Consider the following 17,277-nt stretch of genomic DNA (forward strand, 5'->3'; position numbering starts at 1 on the left):
TAGAGAGAGAGTAGAGGTAGAGAGAGACATGGCTTCTCATACAAAACCTCTATGAACAGGTGACAGGCCTCTCCATTTTGAAGAAAGCACTAAACATTGTAAACATATCTAAAGCAAAGTCAAGGGTAAAAACATGTATCTTCTGCACATTCTTCGTTTGCCGCACTGCTGCGCGTGATCAAGACGAATCAAGTAATGTCGATAGATGTCAAGGAAAATGAAGCCATATCAAGTTTCATTGACAATCATCACCGTTGATGATACAACTTTACAAGAGTAAGTTTTGGGACGCCAGGCTACCCTGACAGGAAAGGAGTAGATACCTATGTCAACGGTGATACCAAATACAGGAAATACACCACAGAAGGATACAATGACTACGAATAGCAATACGACAAAACCCAACAAGGGAGGGCTGGAGGGCATTGTAGCGGCCACAACAGCCATGAGCAAAGTCGATGGCACAGCGGGCCGCCTGATTTATCGTGGGTATAATATTCACGATTTGGCCCGTACCACCAGCTACGAAGAGATCCTCCATCTGCTCTGGTTCGGCCACCTGCCAGATGAGCAGGAGCTGGCAGATCTGAGAGCGCGTCTTGTTGCAGCGCGTACTATTCCTGACACGGTGATGCAATCCTTACGCTCGTTGCCAGCCGAGACCGATCCGATGGATGCATTGCGCACCGCCGTTTCAACCTGGGGTGCCCTGAAGATCAAAGGCAAGCCAACCGTCGATCAAGCCATCGCCTTGACCGCCAATTTCCCCCTCTTCCTCGCCGCATTCAATCGGCTACGTCATGGACAGGAGCCACTAGAATCTCAAACCGAACTCTCCCATGCCGCAAACTATCTCTACCTGCTCACCGGTCAGGTTCCATCAAATGAGCATGTGAGAGGACTCAACTCCTACCTGGTTTTGCTGGCCGATCATGGCATGAACGCATCGACCTTTACGGCTCGTATTGTTGCCAGCACCGAATCAGATATTGTCTCGGCGGTGGTTGCGGCCATCGGTGCGCTCAAGGGGCCGCTGCACGGAGGCGCACCATCGAAAGTGCAGGATATGCTGCGCGAGATCGGGACGATTGAAAACGCTGATAGCTGGTTGCGCAATGCGATTACGACTGGTCAGAAGCTCATGGGCTTTGGTCATCGTGTCTACAAAACCACCGATCCACGCGCTGAGGAGCTACGAGAGATGGCACGCGTGGCCGATCCAGAGGGCTTCAAAATGTCGCGCCACGTCGAAGAGCGCGCGCTGGCCCTGCTCGACGAACTGAAGCCGGGCCGCCGTCTCTATACCAATGTGGAATATTATTCAGCCGCGCTGATGAACTCGGTCGGTCTGAGTGGAGACCTTTTCACACCCACATTCGCCGTGAGCCGCGTCGGAGGCTGGACCGCCCATATCCTGGAGCAGGTCAGCAACAATCGCCTGATCCGCCCCGAAGCCGAATACACTGGCCCGGAAAATCTGCCCTTTACGCCACTTAACGAGCGCAAGAAATAATTCGTAGTACTCTGTCAACTTTCATCGCGTGGTTTCCCCGTATATGGTAGGGGCGATGGCTGGTCCTCACCCGGCTCTCCAGGCGGTCCGAGGGGGTCACAGGGTGAGGACCAGCCATCGCCCCTACCATATATGACGCGCTTTTTTCTGTTACAAGAGTATTTTCAGGCAAAACCGTTATTCTCTGCCATCCGCTCGGTTTGCATAGGGCAGCGTAAAACAAAACCGGCTTCCTTCTCCCACAATCCCGGAACTTTCCACCCAGATACGTCCTCCCATCGCTTCTACCAATTGCTTGCTAATATACAGCCCTAACCCGCTGCCACGAATAGAGCTGGAAAGATCGCGTTTGAGACGCACAAACTTTTCAAAGAGCAAAGGAATATCGTCAGTTGCTATCCCTGGCCCATTATCCTTCACACAGATGCACACCTCTTGAGCAACAGCCTCCTGTGCGTTATCAACAACACTCACATCTACAGCAATTGCAGTATGTGCTGCCGCATATTTAAATGCGTTGGAAAAGAGATTGCGTAAGATCTGACGCAAGCATTGTTGATCGGCTTTGACCATCAAAGCTTCGGGGACATTAATCTGAAGGGCATAATTTTGCAGCGTACGCGGACTGAATAGTTCGAGCACCTCTTGCACAATCTGCGCCACTAAAATGTCCTGCATGCGAAGAATTTGCGGCTGGCTCTCGCTCTGAATCGTGTCAAGCATGCTACTCACGAGCCGTTGTAGCTCCTCACAGCCACCAATCGCGTTTTTGAGAAATGACTGCTGAGTATCTTCATCAAGTTGACGACGATGCAATTGCAACAATTCAAGATACCCATAAACCTCTGTAAGCGGAGTACGTAACTCGTGACTCACATTCAGTAAAATCTGGTCTTTCAATTGATTGAGATATTGCTGTTGCTCATAGGCGCGTCGCTGCTGCTCAATCGATTGTAGAATTGGCTGTGTGATCCGTCGTCCCGTCGCAACGCCGATCACAATTGCTAAAATAAGCACAATTGCAGCAATCAGCAGCGTACTATGCAACTGCTCATTGGCAATTCCGATGATCTGCTTCAACGGACGCAGCGCAAAATAGGTCCATGACACTACCGACATCTGAACTTTGATCACCTCAAACGTTTCCTGCTGACCGGCTGGCACCATCTCAAAACGCGAAGGGGCATGAGCATCTTTCTGTACAGCAACAAGACCAGGATCGTGCAAGACCGTAACAGGCCGCACGCTATTGCCATAAAGATCCCTGGAGGCAATGGCCTGTCGCTGTTGGGGGGATAGTGTATCAATTGCCTGAAAGAGACCGGAGGAATGGGCGAGCACGGAACCATCCGGATCGTTATAGGCAATGCGCACTCCGTTCTCGTCGAGAATAAAGGCATAACTTCCCCTATTATCGGTCTGACTATTCACCACATCCCAGATATAGTTGAGCGAAACCTCAGTTCGAATCACGCCAACTACTTGGGAAGACGATCCCATCACAGGTGCATAGATCACAATGGAAGCGCTTCCCACAGCAGGATCGTAAAAGACGCCGGATATCTGAGCAGTGGCCGATTTGCGGATATTCTCCAGTATTACAGGCTGAATCAAAGCGTTCCCATGCACTCTAGGCGGCATAGGATACCAGATGAGCGCATGACCACGAAGATCCAGCAGCGACCACGTATCGTAGTTCACATCGCTTTGCACTCCCACCATCAACGCTTTCTGGGCAATCTCCTTCCATTTCGTATCGCCCATCGCATATTGCTGAAGCGTGGAGAGGCTACTGATGGTCTGCACATCGCGTAACCGATTATGCAGATAGGTATCAAGCAACTGCACATGGGTATGAGCATCCTGGGCCATCGCGTCGGCGGATTGTGCAATCAATTGTGGTCGCGAAAGCACCTGGCTGATCGTAATCGTGACCAGCACTGGAACAACAGCAACCAGCGTGATCAAAACCGAGATAAGCACTGTTAACGAGATCTTGTGTTTGAGACGGTGAAACAACGTATGCTTGATCATGAAAGACTCTCCCACAAGAGCTACAGCAAGAACTGGTTTTCCAGAAAGATCAGGCCAGCACCATTTTGTTGCGTCACCAGAGGGCCATCGGCAAGAATATGCTTGGGAATGTTTTTCCCACCGTTTGCAGCGAAGATACCAACCATCAGCGCCTCCGCATGCACACGCCCGGCTGGATTGCTCACGGTCGCCACCATCGAACCATTGATGACCGCCTCAATCGCCGGTGGCATTGCATCTACGCCAACAATGAAGATTTCACGTCCAGCCTTACGAATAACATCAAGGGCAGCCAGGGCCATATCATCATTGTGGAAGAAAGCGCCTGCGATATCTTTGTAACGCGCAAGATACTCTTCCCAGAGCAGCTTTGTTTTGTCCACATCCCAATCAGCGGGATCTTTCGCGATCAGGTTAATGTCTGGATACCTATCTAGCGCCTGGTAAAATCCTTTTGTGCGCCCCTGTGCTCCGCTGTGTCCGAGTTGGCCCTGGGTCATGATGACGTTGCCACGCCCACCCATCTTCTCAAAGAGTGCAGTTGCAGCCTCCTCTCCTATATGTATGTGGTCAGGTTCAATAAACGTCGTGATGTTCGTACTACGTGAAGAGTCGATCTCAGTATCCATTTGAATGACGGGAATGCCATGATCTAACAGGTGTTCGACCGGTTCGATGAGGGTATCGATCCCGCTGGCCTGAATCGCCACAAAATCCCATGTTTTCGTCGCGATCTCATCCAATGCATTGCGCTGCTGTTTAATGCTACCTTGCCCGTCATACCAGAACACATCCACACCTAACCATTTTCCCCACGTTTCCGCAACTCGTTTGCCTTGCGCGCACCAGGTATGTGTCAGGCTGTTATTTGTAAAGGCCGCTCTGAGTCGCCGCGTGGTTGGAGGGACACCATTGCAATGTTCCGCCGTCTGAGCGCCAACAGCGCAGCCGCCCAACAGAGAAGGAAGTGCGAGGCCCGTACCGGCCATCCCAACTGTATTGAGAAATCTCCTACGTGAAAGATGCCCGGATAGCTTCTCCAGAGGTCGCCGCCTTTTCGCTCCAGAAAAGCTCTGCCTTTCGTTATTCATATGTTGTTCTATCCTCCGCAGAATCGCTCTGGTGCTGACATGGCAGATATATACAATATCGTGTCAGGGAGAGAGGAGATCTGTTTCAAATGTAATGTATAGAGAGGATCTGGCACTACTATTTCTACAACCACCGAAAAAGCGTGTTTCATCTTGCCACAGATAGATACATAATGACACAATGAACGAGTGACAGTATATCTAAAGAGAGTCATTGCTGTCAATAAGGTATTCAATGGCACAGCTTATGTAATATCGCTCATGAAGCCGAACGCCCAGATCGCCGAGATCGTGTTTGAGCTGCGCTGCCGAGGTAAATTGCAGCGTTGCCATGCCTATCTTCCTGGCACCTTCCAGATATGCCAGGTTATCGTCAATAAAGAGGCTCTCTTCGGGGCGCGCGCGGAGGCGCTCCAATATGATCTCATAGACTTGTGGATCTGGTTTACAGAGGCCCACCTCATACGAGTAGAGCGTGGCATCGAAGAGACGGTGATGGTTGAAGGTCTGCTCGTAGTGCTCGACCCATTCTCGCCCATGTATTGAGAGCAGCCCCAATCGATAGCCGTTGCGCTTCAGCGTTTCGATAATCTGCCTCGTTCCTGGTATCTCCTGCACGCCTTTTTTGATGATCGCTTTGATTTGAGGCACAGAGGCATTCCAGTGATACTTGTTGATCAGCGCCTGCCAGTAAGCATCTTCCGACAATGTGCCGCGATAGACCTGTTCAAGCTCGTCGCCCTCAAAGTCGGACAGTTGAAAATGGGGATCAATATAGCCTCTAAAATATGCCTCAACCCCCACCAGCCCTATTACCTGCACGCCGTCGAAATCAAAGATAATAGTGGTAATCATGCCCTCTCTCTTTCCAGGCTCAGCGCCTCTCGTAAACGCAGCGTATTTTAGCATTTTCTACCATTATAGATGATGATGATCTTCTTTTCATTTGCTGAAAAATTGTAGCGGGCGTAGGTTGCCTTTTCGCCTGTTGACCTGCGCTTAATAAAAGAAAGTAAACATTCTCTAGAAGGACAACAGGAATCCATCGCATGAAAGCACACACACCTTTCCCTGGCGCCTGGCAACTTTTTCGGATCTGGGCCAGTATCGGACTGCAATCCTTTGGCGGCGGTGCATCCACCGTGTTGCTCATTCAGCGAGCATTTATCGATAAATACGGATGGATGACAATGGAAGAGTTCACCCACTCATGGAACTTATGTATTTTTACGCCCGGTATTAATCTGGTGGCTCTCACCGTGTTGATCGGGCGCAAGCTAGGAGGTATGTGGGGAATTGTGGCATCGCTGGCAGGCATGCTGCTGCCAAGCGCGCTGGTCACGTGTTTGATCGCAGCAGGCTTTAAGCTGATCCAGAACTTACCCACTGTGCAAGCAATTGTGCATGGAGTGATACCAGCGTCAGGCGGTATTATGCTGGTGGTTGGAGTGCGTTTTGCTCAACCGCTGATCGAACTTGCCAGAAAAGAGGGCTGGTTGCGGCTCGTCATGAGTGCAATCATCATTCTGCTGTGCGCCTCAACGATTATTATCTTCAAAATCTCGGTTATCCCGGTGCTGCTGGCAATGGCGCTACTGGGCATGCTGTTCTTCACTTCATGGCGCACGCCGCCTGAAATTGCGACCAGCCGCGAGATCGCCGAGGAGGAAGGGCATGATTAATCCGCTGATCTATTTTCTGCTCTTTCTCAAAGCCTCGCTCTTCTCCACTGGCGGCTTCAGTAATTTACCCAGCCTGCATCAGGATCTTATCGGCAACGGCTGGGCTGGCGAGGGAGATTTCGGCGAATCCATTGCTATCGGGCAGATCAGTCCTGGACCGAACGGATTGTGGGTGATCAGCCTGGGCTATCTGACATACGGCTTTCCAGGTGCTTTCATGGCCCTGATCGCCATCACGCTCCCGGCTTTCTTTGTGCTGCTCGTGTCCGCTGGCTATCATCGTATCGAACACCAACGCTGGGTGCCGGGCTTCATGCGTGGTATCTCGCTGGCAGTTGTGGGAATCACATTAACGGTTGTCTGGGCAATCATGCAACAGCCCGGCACCGACTGGAAAGGCTGGTTGATTGCTGTTGCCGCATTTGGGCTTGCATTGAATCGACGTATCAACATTTTCATTATTTTGACGCTGGCTGGTATCGCTGGATATTTTTTGTATCGATAAACAGATAATTCACCACGCTATATTAACGCTGGAACTGTTGTAGTCGAGCGATTTATCGCGGGGGAGATCGCATAGCAAGCGCCCCCGCAATAAATCGCTCGACTACAACAGTTCCGAGTTTTTATTTCATTTAGTGAATTTCATTGTTAGAAAGAGAAGATTAAAACACGCCCTCATAAATAGCATCCAGGGGCAGTTCGAGATCAAACTGATCGAGATGGATCGTTTGATGCACTGTATAATACTCCTGCTGCCAATTCGTAGAGCGCCGATATACTTCAACCACCAGAAGTTCTAGAGCAGCACGCTGGCCTCGTACGCGCAGGTAGGAACTCAAACGCTTCCTGAGAACGTAGCCCCATCGGCCTCTCTGCAAGCAGCAAAGCTGGTGGCTGGGTCTGGTCATGTTCGGACTGGCATACACCCTTGCGGATGCTTGCAAGCCTCGGCATTTCTGCCGGGGTCCATAACACTCCCATATCGATCATTACGTTGTGGATTCGCAATTGGGAAATTGCTTCCCTATTTAACAGGATACATATCAATACAAGAAACAGACGGTGTTTTATATAGCTTACAGATAATGAGAGAAATTTGTATGGACGCTATTTTACATCCATACAAATTTCTCTCATACGTCTAATGTCTATGCTGGCTATATGCTTCGCGGCTGAGGGTGATGATCAACACCAGCAGCGATGCAACAATTAGAATAACACCGGAGAATGGACTCAGCGCAGGAATGGCGTAGTGGATAAGGGCCAGCACAAGCACTGCTAGCACGATACCGGAGAGAATAATCCAGTCTCCAACGATAAAGTTGTAAATGGCGTTAATGACTTTCACGTCGCAAAGCTCCCTTCCTGAACAGCTTATGACCGCTCAACATTGGCCGCACTTACCGCTACTTGCTGCTGTTTCACACTCTTGAGCCACTGCACAATTGCGAGCGAGGCAATCAGATAGATGCCAGCCAGGATCAGCAGAAAAGCGTCGGAGAGGGGCCACTCAACGCCAAAGCCCTCAACGGTCCAGAAGGTACCAAAGGTCGTCAACATAACGCCAACGACGAATTTGAGCGTATTTTCTGGCACCTGCGTCAAAGGAGCATGCACCAGGGCACCCACGAGGATCACCAGCAGACCAGCAAGCGTGGCACCTAACGCGGCAGAGGTAATACCGTTCAAGCTGCCATTTGTGGCTGCGACAGTGGCACTGCTGCCGAACGTGATCACGATAAATGCGACCTCTAATCCTTCCAACAGCACCGATTTAAAGGCAAGTGCAACGGCGGTTGGCTGCAAACTGGATGAGACCATCTCTCCCTTTGCTCGTAACTCGGCCATCGTCTCTTCAAAAATCGCCTCCTCATCGTGTAACGCCTTGAGACCACTGTAGCGCAATAGTGCTTTTTTGAGCCACTTCAAACCAAACAAAATCAGGATAAATCCCACAACGAGGCGTAACGCGTCAATGGGGATGTATTGAATCAAGGTGACGCCGAAAACGGCCACAATCACCGCAAGAGCAACAACGGCAGCGAGCGTGCCAACAATTGCGCTCCGCCAGTTAATCGTCACGCCGACCACAAGGACAATCGTAAAGGCTTCAACAAACTCTACAGCCGAAGCAAGAAATGCTGCGACGGCAACGGCCCATTGCATACGGTTTATCCTCCTCTTCTACTATAATACAGATAAAATGACATAATACATGTAATTATGCACCTGTGCCAGCGCCACGACGCCAGCAACCCATCATAGAAACAACATTCCATGATTACTGACTATTGTAACATATGTTGTTTGTAACAGATGCTACTTGTAACAGGTTTGCCATTACACTTCCAAAACTATGTACATAATATCTGGTTTCGCCGTTGGTATATTGCGATATATTCGACCAGAGGGTGAATACTTTCTATACGATGGCAAGCACAGGGGGAGTTTTGCGGTCATGATAGAATAAAGTCGATAATCAATAACAGAATTGAGTATATTCATGGATAGCCAGAGTTATATTTTGTTGATCTATCAGGTTCCCAGCCAGCCTTCGGCGGCGCGTGTCGGCGTCTGGCGCGAACTCAAGCGAACGGGAGCGCTGTATCTGCAACAGAGCGTGTGCATCCTGCCGCACAGAGAGCCGCTACTTGCTGTACTGGAAAAGATTGCCGAGCGCATCACCGAGCTTGGCGGCAACTACCATCTCTTACCGCTCACGACGCTGCCACCTGAAGAAGAGACGAAGATCGTTGATGGTTTTATTGCTCAGAGCAATCTCCAATATGACGAGATCATAGAAAATTGCGATATCAACTTTACCAAAGAGATCGAGTTTGAAACGTTCCGCCAGAACTTCACCTACGCGGAGGCGGAAGAGATTCGTCAGGAGCTGGACAAGATTCGCCGCTGGTACGACCGTGCCGTTGAACGAGACTGGTTCGGTGCCGCCCGCCGGGAAGAGGCACTACAGAGCATCGAACGCTGCGAAAAATTGCTCGAAGAATTCGAGGAAAAAGTTTTTTTGAAGCAAGAGGCCGACGAGTCGCACAAACCCTATCCCCAGGATGGGAAAAAGCATCTGCATCCAAGACGCACTGAGCGACGGAGCCATACGAATGAGACTACACAAAATTCTTAGCCCTCGCGTCGCTTATCCAGCCACTTCTTGATGCTGGCCTCCTTGCCTTGATAACCCGGCTCGTAGTATCTTCTATCCTTCAGGCGATCAGGCAGGTATTCCTGCAATTTCTGGGCAGGTGGGCGTTCGGGGTCTTCGATCTGCATGTCTTTGTAGTAGTCGTGGGCGTATTTGTAGTCGGCACCGTAGCCGAGGTCTTTCATGAGACGGGTCGGCGCGTTGCGGATCGAGAGTGGCACAGGATCGTTGCGCCCACTGCGAATATCCTCCAGTACACGACCATAGGCCGCCTCCAACGCGTTGCTTTTGGGTGCCGTTGCCAGATGCACAACGGCCTGGGCCAGCGCAAGACTCGCTTCCGGCAAACCAACGAAATGAACGGCCTGTTGTGCCGCCACACACACAAGTAGCGCCTGGGGATCAGCCATTCCAACATCTTCGGAGGCGAAACGGATCAGGCGACGCACGATATAAAGGGGATCTTCTCCGGCTTCGAGCATCCGTCCCAGCCAGTAGAGGCCAGCATCGGGATCGGAGCCACGCAACGACTTATGCAGCGCTGAAATGGCGTCGAAGTGCTGATCGCCGCTCTTGTCGTAGAGCAGCGCACGATGCTGCATCACCTCCTCAACGGCCGGCAACGTGATATGCTTTTGCCCAGCATCACCCTCTTTTTCCGCCGCGCTGAGACTGCCCTGCGCCACCATTTCCAGCACATTCAAAGCTGTGCGCGCATCGCCGTTAGCAAAATTGGCGATCTCCCGCAAGGCGTCCTCGTCAATGGTCAGACCAGACCCACCCAGGCCGCGCTCTTTATCCTCCAGCGCTCGCTGTAATATCATCGCCAGTTGCTCTTCCGTCAACCCTTTCAGCGTGAAGACACGCGAGCGCGAGAGTAGAGCAGCATTCACCTCAAAGCTGGGATTTTCGGTCGTGGCCCCAATCAGCGTCACAACACCGCGCTCGACATGAGGGAGCACTGCATCCTGCTGAGCTTTGTTGAAACGATGAATCTCGTCAATGAAGAGGATGGTGCGCTGGCGTGAGAATTGTCGGAGCTTCTGCGCCTCATCCATCACGCGCCGCAGATCCGCAACACCAGCCGAAACAGCACTGAGCGTGACGAAGCGCGCATGCGTATGACGTGCGACCAGCTCGGCCAGCGTGGTTTTGCCGCTGCCAGGCGGTCCCCAGAAGATCATGGAAGGGATACGGTCGGACTCGATGATCCGACGCAGCAAGCGTCCCGGCGACAACAAATGCTCCTGCCCAACTACTTCATCAAGCGTGCGCGGGCGCATGCGAGACGCCAGCGGCTCTCCTCCAACGCCCTGCGACGGTTGCGCCGCTCTGGATGCGGGTTTGCTGGCTGATGGCCCATTCTCATCTGAACCAAATAAGGATGCTTGCTCCGTCATAGATCTACCCTCTTTGCATGTAACGAAATGATCAGCAGCTACAGTATAACAATCCAATTTGACTATCACAAGGGAAAAACGCAGACACAAAATTGTAACAATCTGGTCATAATCCTGTAAAGCTTATCCGCTATGCTATAGATGTCTCAAGACAAGAGGAATGAATAAAGCAATCACATGAAAATAGATCGTACAGGAGCATCATATGGAATATCAATTCAATAACAAACCACATACGGCAAGCAATATCGCTTATCTGCTACTCTCGTTCCCGCTGGGCGTGCTCTACTTTGTCCTGCTCATCACTGGACTAGCAACAGGCATAGGCACCGTGATTGTCTGGGTGGGCATCCCCATTCTCGTTGCCACCTTCGGCCTCATCTGGGGTTTTGCGGCTCTGGAACGCTCATTGGCGGCCCACTTGCTGCATATCGATATGCCTGCTCCACAAAAAAAGTACGCCGAACATGGGAAAATAATGGAGTGGCTTGGCATGAAGGTGCGCGATAGCCTGACCTGGAAGAGTCTGGCTTACCTGTTCATCAAGTTCCCACTGGGCATCTTCTCATTCGTACTGGCCCTCACGCTGATAACGCTCTGCGCTGGTCTGATCCTGGCTCCGCTCGGCTATCTGATCTCGACCTATGTTCTGCAAGAGATGGGCGTTCACCTTGCTCATACAACTACCCCCATCTGGTGGCTGAACCAGATCAACATTCAGATCACCGGAGATTTTGAATTCGCCGAGTTCGCCAAATCGTTTATCGGCCCCGTATTCGGTATCGCGCTCTGGATACCCGTTCGCGCCCTACTCAACGGCCTGGCTCGCCTCTCAGGAATGCTCGCGCACGCCATGCTCACCTCATCGAGCAACAATGAGCAGCCAAAAGAGGAGCGCTACGAGATGCCTATTGCCGAGATGCAGTATTAATGACTTCGTAGTAGAGCGATTTATCGCGCTGGAGCGACAATATAGGTAATTCGAGCCGACGCGATAAATCGCTCTACTACGAAATGCATTTCCAAATAGTAATCTTTAAATATTCACCAGGATCAAACCTGCGAGAACGACTCCAATGCCGAACCACTGGCTGCGTTGGAGTCGTTCTCGCAATACGATCCACGCCAGCACCACCGTAACGGCGCTATAGAGAGAAGAAATGACGCTCACAATCGAGATTTGCGCCACCGTCAGACCTACGTTATACGTGACAAATGCTATCGTATCGATAATACCAATAGCACCGATATACCACCAGACGCGACCTCTAGGCAGTTTCAGCGATTGCCGCGCCAGAGGAGCGCAGGCTGCTAGCAGACAGGGCGTGATCAGCCGCGTGAGCCACGTTGTCGTGATGGCCCCCAGATCATGGTTGACATAAAAGCCAAGTATCCAGAACGAGACGCCATAGCTGAGCGAGGCCACGATCGCCCAGAGAACGCCCGGCGGCAATCCCGAACGCATGGCCACGCGCTTCTTACGAGCCGCAAAAGCACTTCCTAAAGGCGTTGCCACCAGCACAACCCCGGTCAGCGCGACCACCAGCCCCATGATATGAACCTGACTGACCATCTCACCAGTCAGGAAAGCTAGCGCCGAAGTGACCGCCGCGTAACAGGAAGTAATGGGCGCAACGACCATCAAGACGCCGATCTCATAGGCCCGATAGAGCGTCAACGATCCTAGAATGCTCAACAGGATCGCCAGCACAGCCCACGCCCAGGGCTGCCAGGACGTACTGGAGAGCAGCGCAGCCAGCTTGCCAGTTCCGATAAGATATATGCCAAGCGCGAACATGCCAATAAGTTGCATAAAGAAAAGCGTGCGATAAGTGCCGATCAAACGAGTGGAGAAACGAACGAGAAAATCAGCAGTACTCCAACCAAGCGCAGTCACCAGGCCAAAGACAATACCCATAGACCCTCTTTAATAATGCATAGCCCCATTGATAAACCGAACAGAGAAATATCATAACACATCAAACACCTGCCTGTCCGAGTCTTGACAAAGAGACATCGCTGATTATAATTAATAGATAGATCATCTGTTTATTAATGAAAGGGAAACAATGGCGCGAACTGTTAAAGCGGAAGAATTTGCCTCGAAGCGTCGGGAGATATTGAATGCGACGCAACGATTGGTGTTGACCAAAGGCTACGAGCAAATGTCGATTCAGGACATTCTGAACGAGGTCCAGATTTCCAGCGGAGCCTTCCATCACTACTTTGCCTCACGCGGGGCGCTACTGGACGCATTCATCGAACAGATCAAGCAACAGTCAGGGGAGCCGCTTTTGCAGATCATCCAGAATCCGCAGCTTTCCGCGATTGAAAAGTTCCAGGGCTTCTTCGATACGCTGGACAGTTTACGAATAGAGCATAAAGCTGAGGTAATCAGCATAGGGCGTGTCTGGTACTCTGACGACAACACCATCATTCGTCAGAAAGTGGATGAGGCGGTGATCGAGATGCGGGCGCCATTGCTCAGTGAGATCGTCCATCAGGGTATCCAGGAAAGTGTTTTCACCGCCGCCTATCCTGATCAGGCAGGCGAAGTCATCATGTCCCTGTTGCAGGGTATGGGCAATACCCACGCCAGGCTGCTCCTCTCGTTCGAGCAGCAGCGCGATGATGCCTTTGATGCGGTCCAGACTGAAAAGATCGTTGCGATCCACGAAGCCTATATGGATGCGATAGAGCGTATCCTCGGCGTCCCTGCACATACTTTCTATCGCGCCACCCCCGAAGCGGTGAAATTCTGGGTAGACGCGCTACGAGAGAGCAAATCGGCGTAACAACTCACGCCATAACAAATGTGTGCTCTTTTTCGTTTATGGAACGGTACAAGAGCACACAGCAGGAAAAGGATGAAGATATCATGAATAATCTCATCATTTCAACGTTAAAAACATCTATTATTGGTCTTATTATATTCGGGCTATTGCTTTTTCTCCCGGCCTGGACGCTCGCCTACTGGCAGGCATGGGTCTTTCTCATCGTCTTTACTGTTTCGACACAAATTCTCGGGATCTATCTGTTGCTCAAAAATCCGGTACTCCTTGAGCGGCGCAAGAGGGTTGGGCCGTGGGCGGAACAGAGCGTCGCACAAAAAATTATCATCTCTATCGCGTTCATCACATGCATCGCCCTGCTCATATTCTGCTCGCTCGACTATCGCTTTGGATGGTCTCCCGTGCCTGCATTGGTCTCATTGCTTGGCGACGTGCTGGTTGCAGTGGGCCTTCTTACCAATCTTCTTGTGTTTCGCGAAAACACCTACGTAGCCTCGACCGTCGAAACTTTTGTGGATCAAAAAGTTATATCGACAGGTCTCTATGCTATCGTTCGCCATCCTCTGTACGTTGGCGTTCTCATCATGATGATAGGTATACCACTTGCACTTGATTCATGGTGGGGGCTGGTAAGCATGGCACTCATCGTACCCGTGTTGATATGGCGTATTCTCGATGAGGAGAGCTTCCTGAAGAAAGATTTGCCGGGCTATAGCGAATATACGCATAAGGTACGTTATCGCCTCGTGCCTTATATCTGGTAAGGGGATAGATCGCTGAAACAATCAACTAGCCTGCTCGTACAGATTCCTCCTGTAGCAGAGCAGGCCAGTCAAAAAGATATAGCTATCAATTCCAAAGAAGGCAGCATTAATTTCCTGGGGCTGTTGCCTTGACTGTCGGCACTGCGGTTGGCGCTTTCGTTGGCGCTTTCGTCGGTGCTGTCACAGGTGTCGGCGTTGCAGCTGCGGTGGTTGGCGTGACTGCGACAGTAGGTGTCGTTACTACGGTCGGTGTCGTTACTACAGTTGGCGTTATTGTTGGTATTGGCGTTGGCGTTGGTGGTATAGGAGTCCAGGTTGGCGGGACAGTCGGAACAACCGGTGTCACAATGGCAACCTGCATGTTGACCATCGTTGGCGTCGCACTCGGCCTGGGCGTTGGCGTTCCATTCTGCGTGGTCGTAGTGGCTGTCGTCGTCGCCTGAGTAGAAGGCGTTGGCGTGCCATTCGCAGGCGTTTGCGCTGGTTGATTCTTCAGCATCATAAAGCCCAGGCCCGAAAATATCAGGATGACCGCTACAAAACTGACAATACCAGCCTTCGTAGCCTTTCTTTGCCGTCCATACCAGCCCAATGCTCCCGTTCTTGATACTGTCTGCTGTGGTGCCCCGAACTGGCCCGGAGGAGACGGAGGATATGAATTATTGTTAGGCGGATATTGCATACGTTTCCTCGCTTCACATTTTATTATGTAGTATCTCAATACTTCTATATGCAGACTCTTACACTCATCACAACGTAGGTAGAAATGGCTGGTAACGCAAGAGTAGCAATAGTAATGTATGAATAAAAATCAGTACATGTAAAATAATATTTACATAGTAAGATAGAAAAAATCATGTAGACAAGCATAGCTACCTACCAGCACACCAGTATTCTACAAGAATGAACGCGCCACTGAGGACCATTTCACCTCTTTGCTTTAATGGATCGGACCAACAAGTTTAAGATACATACCATCAGCCGTTTTCTGTCGCAGAATGGCCTGGATGCGATGTATGCCCGGGTCCAGTTCGGAGCAGCGCACCATGCGACCATCTTCCTGCAACACAAGCGGGTCCAGATGGCGAGCTTTCAGCGCAAATTTCTCTCCGTTGCCCATTGTATCCTCGATCACCTCTAAGGCAGGCTGTAAATAGTACAGATAATGGTCAATATCATGATGATGCAACGCCTGTAAACGCGCGAGCAGTTCGGCGTCCTGCAAAAACAGATCCTCTTCCTGCATATCACCATTGGACAATGCCAGTCGGAGAGCTGCGGCAAGTTGTTGATTAGCAAACAATTCGCGAGGATGCAGAAATAGCTCAAGCACGAGACGCACATATTGCTCTGTAAACCAGAGGGCTGCATCCAGACTGCGACAGACGATCTTCCCCTCATAATTCTGCAATTGAGCGAGAAAGGAGTGAAGAGACGCGCTATCGATAAAGCCGATACGTAGAAGGTCGCGCAACGTATAATCTATGCGGTCCGCGCAGAGGTTGGGCATCTCCTGCTCTAACAACGGCCAGCGCTCAAGGGGCAAGATATTGCTGATTGCAAAGCCATGCTGCTGCAACAACGCCGGGATGGATGAGCGTTCCAGCACGTGCATAAAATGCTGTTCGTGAAAATCTTCAGCACGGTTACTCAGAGCAAAATCAACAACATGCGAGAAAGCAGTATGAGAGACATCGTGCAGCAGCCCCGCAAGCTGCTCCGAAACGCTCCCTCCCAACATACGAATCAGCAACATAACGCCGACAGAATGTTCATAACGCGAAACATCGCGCCCTTCTCGCACCAGGAATGAAGCTCCCGACACATGTACGCCCTGGATGCGCTGTAGGGCCGCAGATTGTAACACCTCAATCAACACTGGCTCATGGATGTGATGGCTTCCATAAACGGCATCATTGATAACCATACGTCTCTACTTCTCCTCCCAATTTCTGCAATACAGTCGTGCTATGTAGATGTCTATCTTACCATACATGTTATCACTCCGTTTACAGCGATCTTGACAGCTAGAGAGAAGGCTCGTATGATTTTGAATAAATGAAGAACACATTCAAATATTCATTTTTTAAAGAGGTGATGAGCAAATATGGGAGAATATGGGCGGCACACGAAGCAGCAGGTGCGAGCCGAACGCATCCTGGATGTGGCAAGCGAGCTATTGTTGCGCTGGGGATATAAACGCGTGACGATTGAGGATATTGCCAGACAAGCCGATGTTGGCACGGGAACGATTTACCTGCACTGGAAAAACAAAGAGGCAATTTTTGAGCATGTCATGCTGCGTGAAGCGGTCGCCGTCTGGCGCGAACTGTTGCAGCGCATCTATGCTGATCCGCAAGAAGTGCTGGTCCATCGCATCATGCGTTCGATGTTCTTGATAGTCAGGAAGCGTCCTCTGGCTCGGGCGATTTTCACACGCGATACAACGCTGCTGGGTAAGCTAGCACAGGGCAACGCGACGAAACAGACACAAAGCCTGATGAATGCCCAGGAATTTATGCAACTATTGCGTGATCTTGGATTGTTGCGCACCGATAGCAACCTTCCGGTCCAAGCATATGCGTTCAGCGCAACAATCACCGGCTTTACCTTGATTGATCCATTACTGACTGAAGAGGATCAGGTCTCGCTTGAAGAGAAGGCAGAAGCGATGGCACAAACGATACGCCTGGCATTTGAACCGGAGGTTTTACCCACGCCTGCTATCTTGCAAGAGCAGGCAGTTCCTCGCTTGACAGGCATGCTTGAACAAATATGTGAGTATTGCGAGCAACAGATACGCGAACGCACAACGCGATAAGCTGTTACATTTGGAGG

Annotated in this window: 18 protein-coding genes; 8 read left to right on the forward strand and 10 right to left on the reverse strand. The window is 50.8% G+C overall.

Annotated elements, in window-relative coordinates:
- The first annotated feature begins 373 nt into the window (after nucleotides 1-373).
- Entirely contained in the window at nucleotides 374-1,513 is a 1,140-nt protein-coding gene (locus tag K3T83_RS14880) for a citrate synthase (RefSeq protein ID WP_373324596.1), read from the forward strand.
- A gap of 177 nt (nucleotides 1,514-1,690) precedes the next feature.
- Here K3T83_RS14880 and K3T83_RS14885 read toward each other — a convergent pair whose 3' ends face one another.
- The 3 genes from K3T83_RS14885 to K3T83_RS14895 form a co-directional block, all read right to left on the reverse strand.
- The gene (locus tag K3T83_RS14885; RefSeq protein WP_220203757.1) at nucleotides 1,691-3,547 is read right to left on the reverse strand and encodes a sensor histidine kinase; all 1,857 of its coding nucleotides are present in this window, start codon (nucleotides 3,545-3,547) and stop codon (nucleotides 1,691-1,693) included.
- Nucleotides 3,548-3,567: 20 nt separating this feature from the next.
- Nucleotides 3,568-4,638 carry a sugar ABC transporter substrate-binding protein gene (locus tag K3T83_RS14890; RefSeq protein WP_220203758.1) on the reverse strand — a complete coding sequence of 357 codons (1,071 nt, stop codon included), beginning with the start codon at nucleotides 4,636-4,638 and terminating at the stop codon, nucleotides 3,568-3,570.
- A gap of 201 nt (nucleotides 4,639-4,839) precedes the next feature.
- Nucleotides 4,840-5,493, reverse strand: a complete 654-nt coding sequence (locus tag K3T83_RS14895; protein ID WP_220203759.1) for an HAD family hydrolase — start codon at nucleotides 5,491-5,493, stop codon at nucleotides 4,840-4,842.
- 194 nt (nucleotides 5,494-5,687) lie between these two features.
- Here K3T83_RS14895 and K3T83_RS14900 point away from each other — a divergent pair, with 194 nt between their 5' ends.
- Both K3T83_RS14900 and K3T83_RS14905 read left to right on the forward strand, forming a co-directional pair.
- The gene (locus K3T83_RS14900; RefSeq protein WP_220203760.1) at nucleotides 5,688-6,320 is read left to right on the forward strand and encodes a chromate transporter; all 633 of its coding nucleotides are present in this window, start codon (nucleotides 5,688-5,690) and stop codon (nucleotides 6,318-6,320) included.
- Nucleotides 6,313-6,825, forward strand: a complete 513-nt coding sequence (locus K3T83_RS14905) for a chromate transporter (RefSeq protein WP_220203761.1) — start codon at nucleotides 6,313-6,315, stop codon at nucleotides 6,823-6,825. The genes K3T83_RS14900 and K3T83_RS14905 overlap by 8 nt, the downstream gene beginning before the upstream one ends.
- A gap of 160 nt (nucleotides 6,826-6,985) precedes the next feature.
- Here K3T83_RS14905 and K3T83_RS14910 read toward each other — a convergent pair whose 3' ends face one another.
- The 3 genes from K3T83_RS14910 to K3T83_RS14920 form a co-directional block, all read right to left on the reverse strand.
- Nucleotides 6,986-7,162: a hypothetical protein gene (locus tag K3T83_RS14910; protein WP_220203762.1), complete on the reverse strand. Its 177-nt coding sequence runs from the start codon at nucleotides 7,160-7,162 to the stop codon at nucleotides 6,986-6,988.
- Nucleotides 7,163-7,464: 302 nt separating this feature from the next.
- Nucleotides 7,465-7,671 (reverse strand): hypothetical protein, encoded by a 207-nt coding sequence (locus tag K3T83_RS14915; protein ID WP_220203763.1) that lies wholly within the window; start codon nucleotides 7,669-7,671, stop codon nucleotides 7,465-7,467.
- Between the two features lie 26 nt (nucleotides 7,672-7,697).
- A complete protein-coding gene (locus K3T83_RS14920) occupies nucleotides 7,698-8,489 on the reverse strand; it encodes a COG4280 domain-containing protein (RefSeq protein WP_220203764.1) in 792 nt (263 codons plus the stop codon).
- 337 nt (nucleotides 8,490-8,826) lie between these two features.
- On the opposite strand from K3T83_RS14920, the gene K3T83_RS14925 reads away from it, so the two are divergent.
- Nucleotides 8,827-9,465, forward strand: coding sequence for a Chromate resistance protein ChrB (locus K3T83_RS14925; RefSeq protein WP_220203765.1), 639 nt, complete (start codon nucleotides 8,827-8,829; stop codon nucleotides 9,463-9,465).
- Here K3T83_RS14925 and K3T83_RS14930 read toward each other — a convergent pair.
- Complete coding sequence (locus tag K3T83_RS14930) at nucleotides 9,462-10,883, reverse strand: replication-associated recombination protein A (RefSeq protein WP_220203766.1); 1,422 nt, start codon at nucleotides 10,881-10,883, stop codon at nucleotides 9,462-9,464. The two genes, K3T83_RS14925 and K3T83_RS14930, sit on opposite strands and share 4 nt — an antisense overlap.
- Nucleotides 10,884-11,088: 205 nt before the next feature.
- Between K3T83_RS14930 and K3T83_RS14935 the strand changes: the two genes are divergently transcribed.
- Nucleotides 11,089-11,814 carry a sensor domain-containing protein gene (locus K3T83_RS14935; protein ID WP_220203767.1) on the forward strand — a complete coding sequence of 242 codons (726 nt, stop codon included), beginning with the start codon at nucleotides 11,089-11,091 and terminating at the stop codon, nucleotides 11,812-11,814.
- A gap of 105 nt (nucleotides 11,815-11,919) precedes the next feature.
- On the opposite strand, the gene K3T83_RS14940 is transcribed toward K3T83_RS14935, so the two are convergent.
- A complete protein-coding gene (locus K3T83_RS14940) occupies nucleotides 11,920-12,801 on the reverse strand; it encodes a DMT family transporter (RefSeq protein WP_220203768.1) in 882 nt (293 codons plus the stop codon).
- A 151-nt stretch (nucleotides 12,802-12,952) separates the two neighbouring features.
- Here K3T83_RS14940 and K3T83_RS14945 point away from each other — a divergent pair, with 151 nt between their 5' ends.
- Both K3T83_RS14945 and K3T83_RS14950 read left to right on the forward strand, forming a co-directional pair.
- Entirely contained in the window at nucleotides 12,953-13,678 is a 726-nt protein-coding gene (locus K3T83_RS14945; RefSeq protein WP_220203769.1) for a TetR/AcrR family transcriptional regulator, read from the forward strand.
- An 83-nt stretch (nucleotides 13,679-13,761) separates the two neighbouring features.
- Nucleotides 13,762-14,439: a methyltransferase family protein gene (locus tag K3T83_RS14950; protein ID WP_220203770.1), complete on the forward strand. Its 678-nt coding sequence runs from the start codon at nucleotides 13,762-13,764 to the stop codon at nucleotides 14,437-14,439.
- Between the two features lie 106 nt (nucleotides 14,440-14,545).
- On the opposite strand, the gene K3T83_RS14955 is transcribed toward K3T83_RS14950, so the two are convergent.
- On the reverse strand, nucleotides 14,546-15,121 hold the full coding sequence (locus tag K3T83_RS14955; protein WP_220203771.1) for a hypothetical protein: 576 nt from the start codon (nucleotides 15,119-15,121) through the stop codon (nucleotides 14,546-14,548).
- 258 nt (nucleotides 15,122-15,379) lie between these two features.
- A complete protein-coding gene (locus K3T83_RS14960) occupies nucleotides 15,380-16,366 on the reverse strand; it encodes an HD domain-containing protein (RefSeq protein WP_220203772.1) in 987 nt (328 codons plus the stop codon).
- Between the two features lie 180 nt (nucleotides 16,367-16,546).
- On the opposite strand from K3T83_RS14960, the gene K3T83_RS14965 reads away from it, so the two are divergent.
- On the forward strand, nucleotides 16,547-17,260 hold the full coding sequence (locus tag K3T83_RS14965; protein WP_220203773.1) for a TetR/AcrR family transcriptional regulator: 714 nt from the start codon (nucleotides 16,547-16,549) through the stop codon (nucleotides 17,258-17,260).
- The last annotated feature ends 17 nt before the right edge of the window (nucleotides 17,261-17,277 follow it).

It is taken from the genome of Reticulibacter mediterranei (assembly GCF_016587455.1).

Bases quoted from the DNA above. Each gene is read 5' to 3' on its own strand.
- K3T83_RS14960 (WP_220203772.1), bottom strand. From the start codon at position 16,366: ATGGTTATCAATGATGCCGTTTATGGAAGCCATCACATCCATGAGCCA.
- K3T83_RS14895 (WP_220203759.1), bottom strand. From the start codon at position 5,493: ATGATTACCACTATTATCTTTGATTTCGACGGCGTGCAGGTAATAGGG.
- K3T83_RS14920 (WP_220203764.1), bottom strand. From the start codon at position 8,489: ATGCAATGGGCCGTTGCCGTCGCAGCATTTCTTGCTTCGGCTGTAGAG.
- K3T83_RS14930 (WP_220203766.1), bottom strand. From the start codon at position 10,883: ATGACGGAGCAAGCATCCTTATTTGGTTCAGATGAGAATGGGCCATCA.
- K3T83_RS14940 (WP_220203768.1), bottom strand. From the start codon at position 12,801: ATGGGTATTGTCTTTGGCCTGGTGACTGCGCTTGGTTGGAGTACTGCT.
- K3T83_RS14965 (WP_220203773.1), top strand. From the start codon at position 16,547: ATGGGAGAATATGGGCGGCACACGAAGCAGCAGGTGCGAGCCGAACGC.
- K3T83_RS14945 (WP_220203769.1), top strand. From the start codon at position 12,953: ATGGCGCGAACTGTTAAAGCGGAAGAATTTGCCTCGAAGCGTCGGGAG.
- K3T83_RS14950 (WP_220203770.1), top strand. From the start codon at position 13,762: ATGAATAATCTCATCATTTCAACGTTAAAAACATCTATTATTGGTCTT.
- K3T83_RS14935 (WP_220203767.1), top strand. From the start codon at position 11,089: ATGGAATATCAATTCAATAACAAACCACATACGGCAAGCAATATCGCT.
- K3T83_RS14955 (WP_220203771.1), bottom strand. From the start codon at position 15,121: ATGCAATATCCGCCTAACAATAATTCATATCCTCCGTCTCCTCCGGGC.
- K3T83_RS14885 (WP_220203757.1), bottom strand. From the start codon at position 3,547: ATGATCAAGCATACGTTGTTTCACCGTCTCAAACACAAGATCTCGTTA.
- K3T83_RS14900 (WP_220203760.1), top strand. From the start codon at position 5,688: ATGAAAGCACACACACCTTTCCCTGGCGCCTGGCAACTTTTTCGGATC.
- K3T83_RS14905 (WP_220203761.1), top strand. From the start codon at position 6,313: ATGATTAATCCGCTGATCTATTTTCTGCTCTTTCTCAAAGCCTCGCTC.
- K3T83_RS14890 (WP_220203758.1), bottom strand. From the start codon at position 4,638: ATGAATAACGAAAGGCAGAGCTTTTCTGGAGCGAAAAGGCGGCGACCT.
- K3T83_RS14880 (WP_373324596.1), top strand. From the start codon at position 374: ATGACTACGAATAGCAATACGACAAAACCCAACAAGGGAGGGCTGGAG.
- K3T83_RS14925 (WP_220203765.1), top strand. From the start codon at position 8,827: ATGGATAGCCAGAGTTATATTTTGTTGATCTATCAGGTTCCCAGCCAG.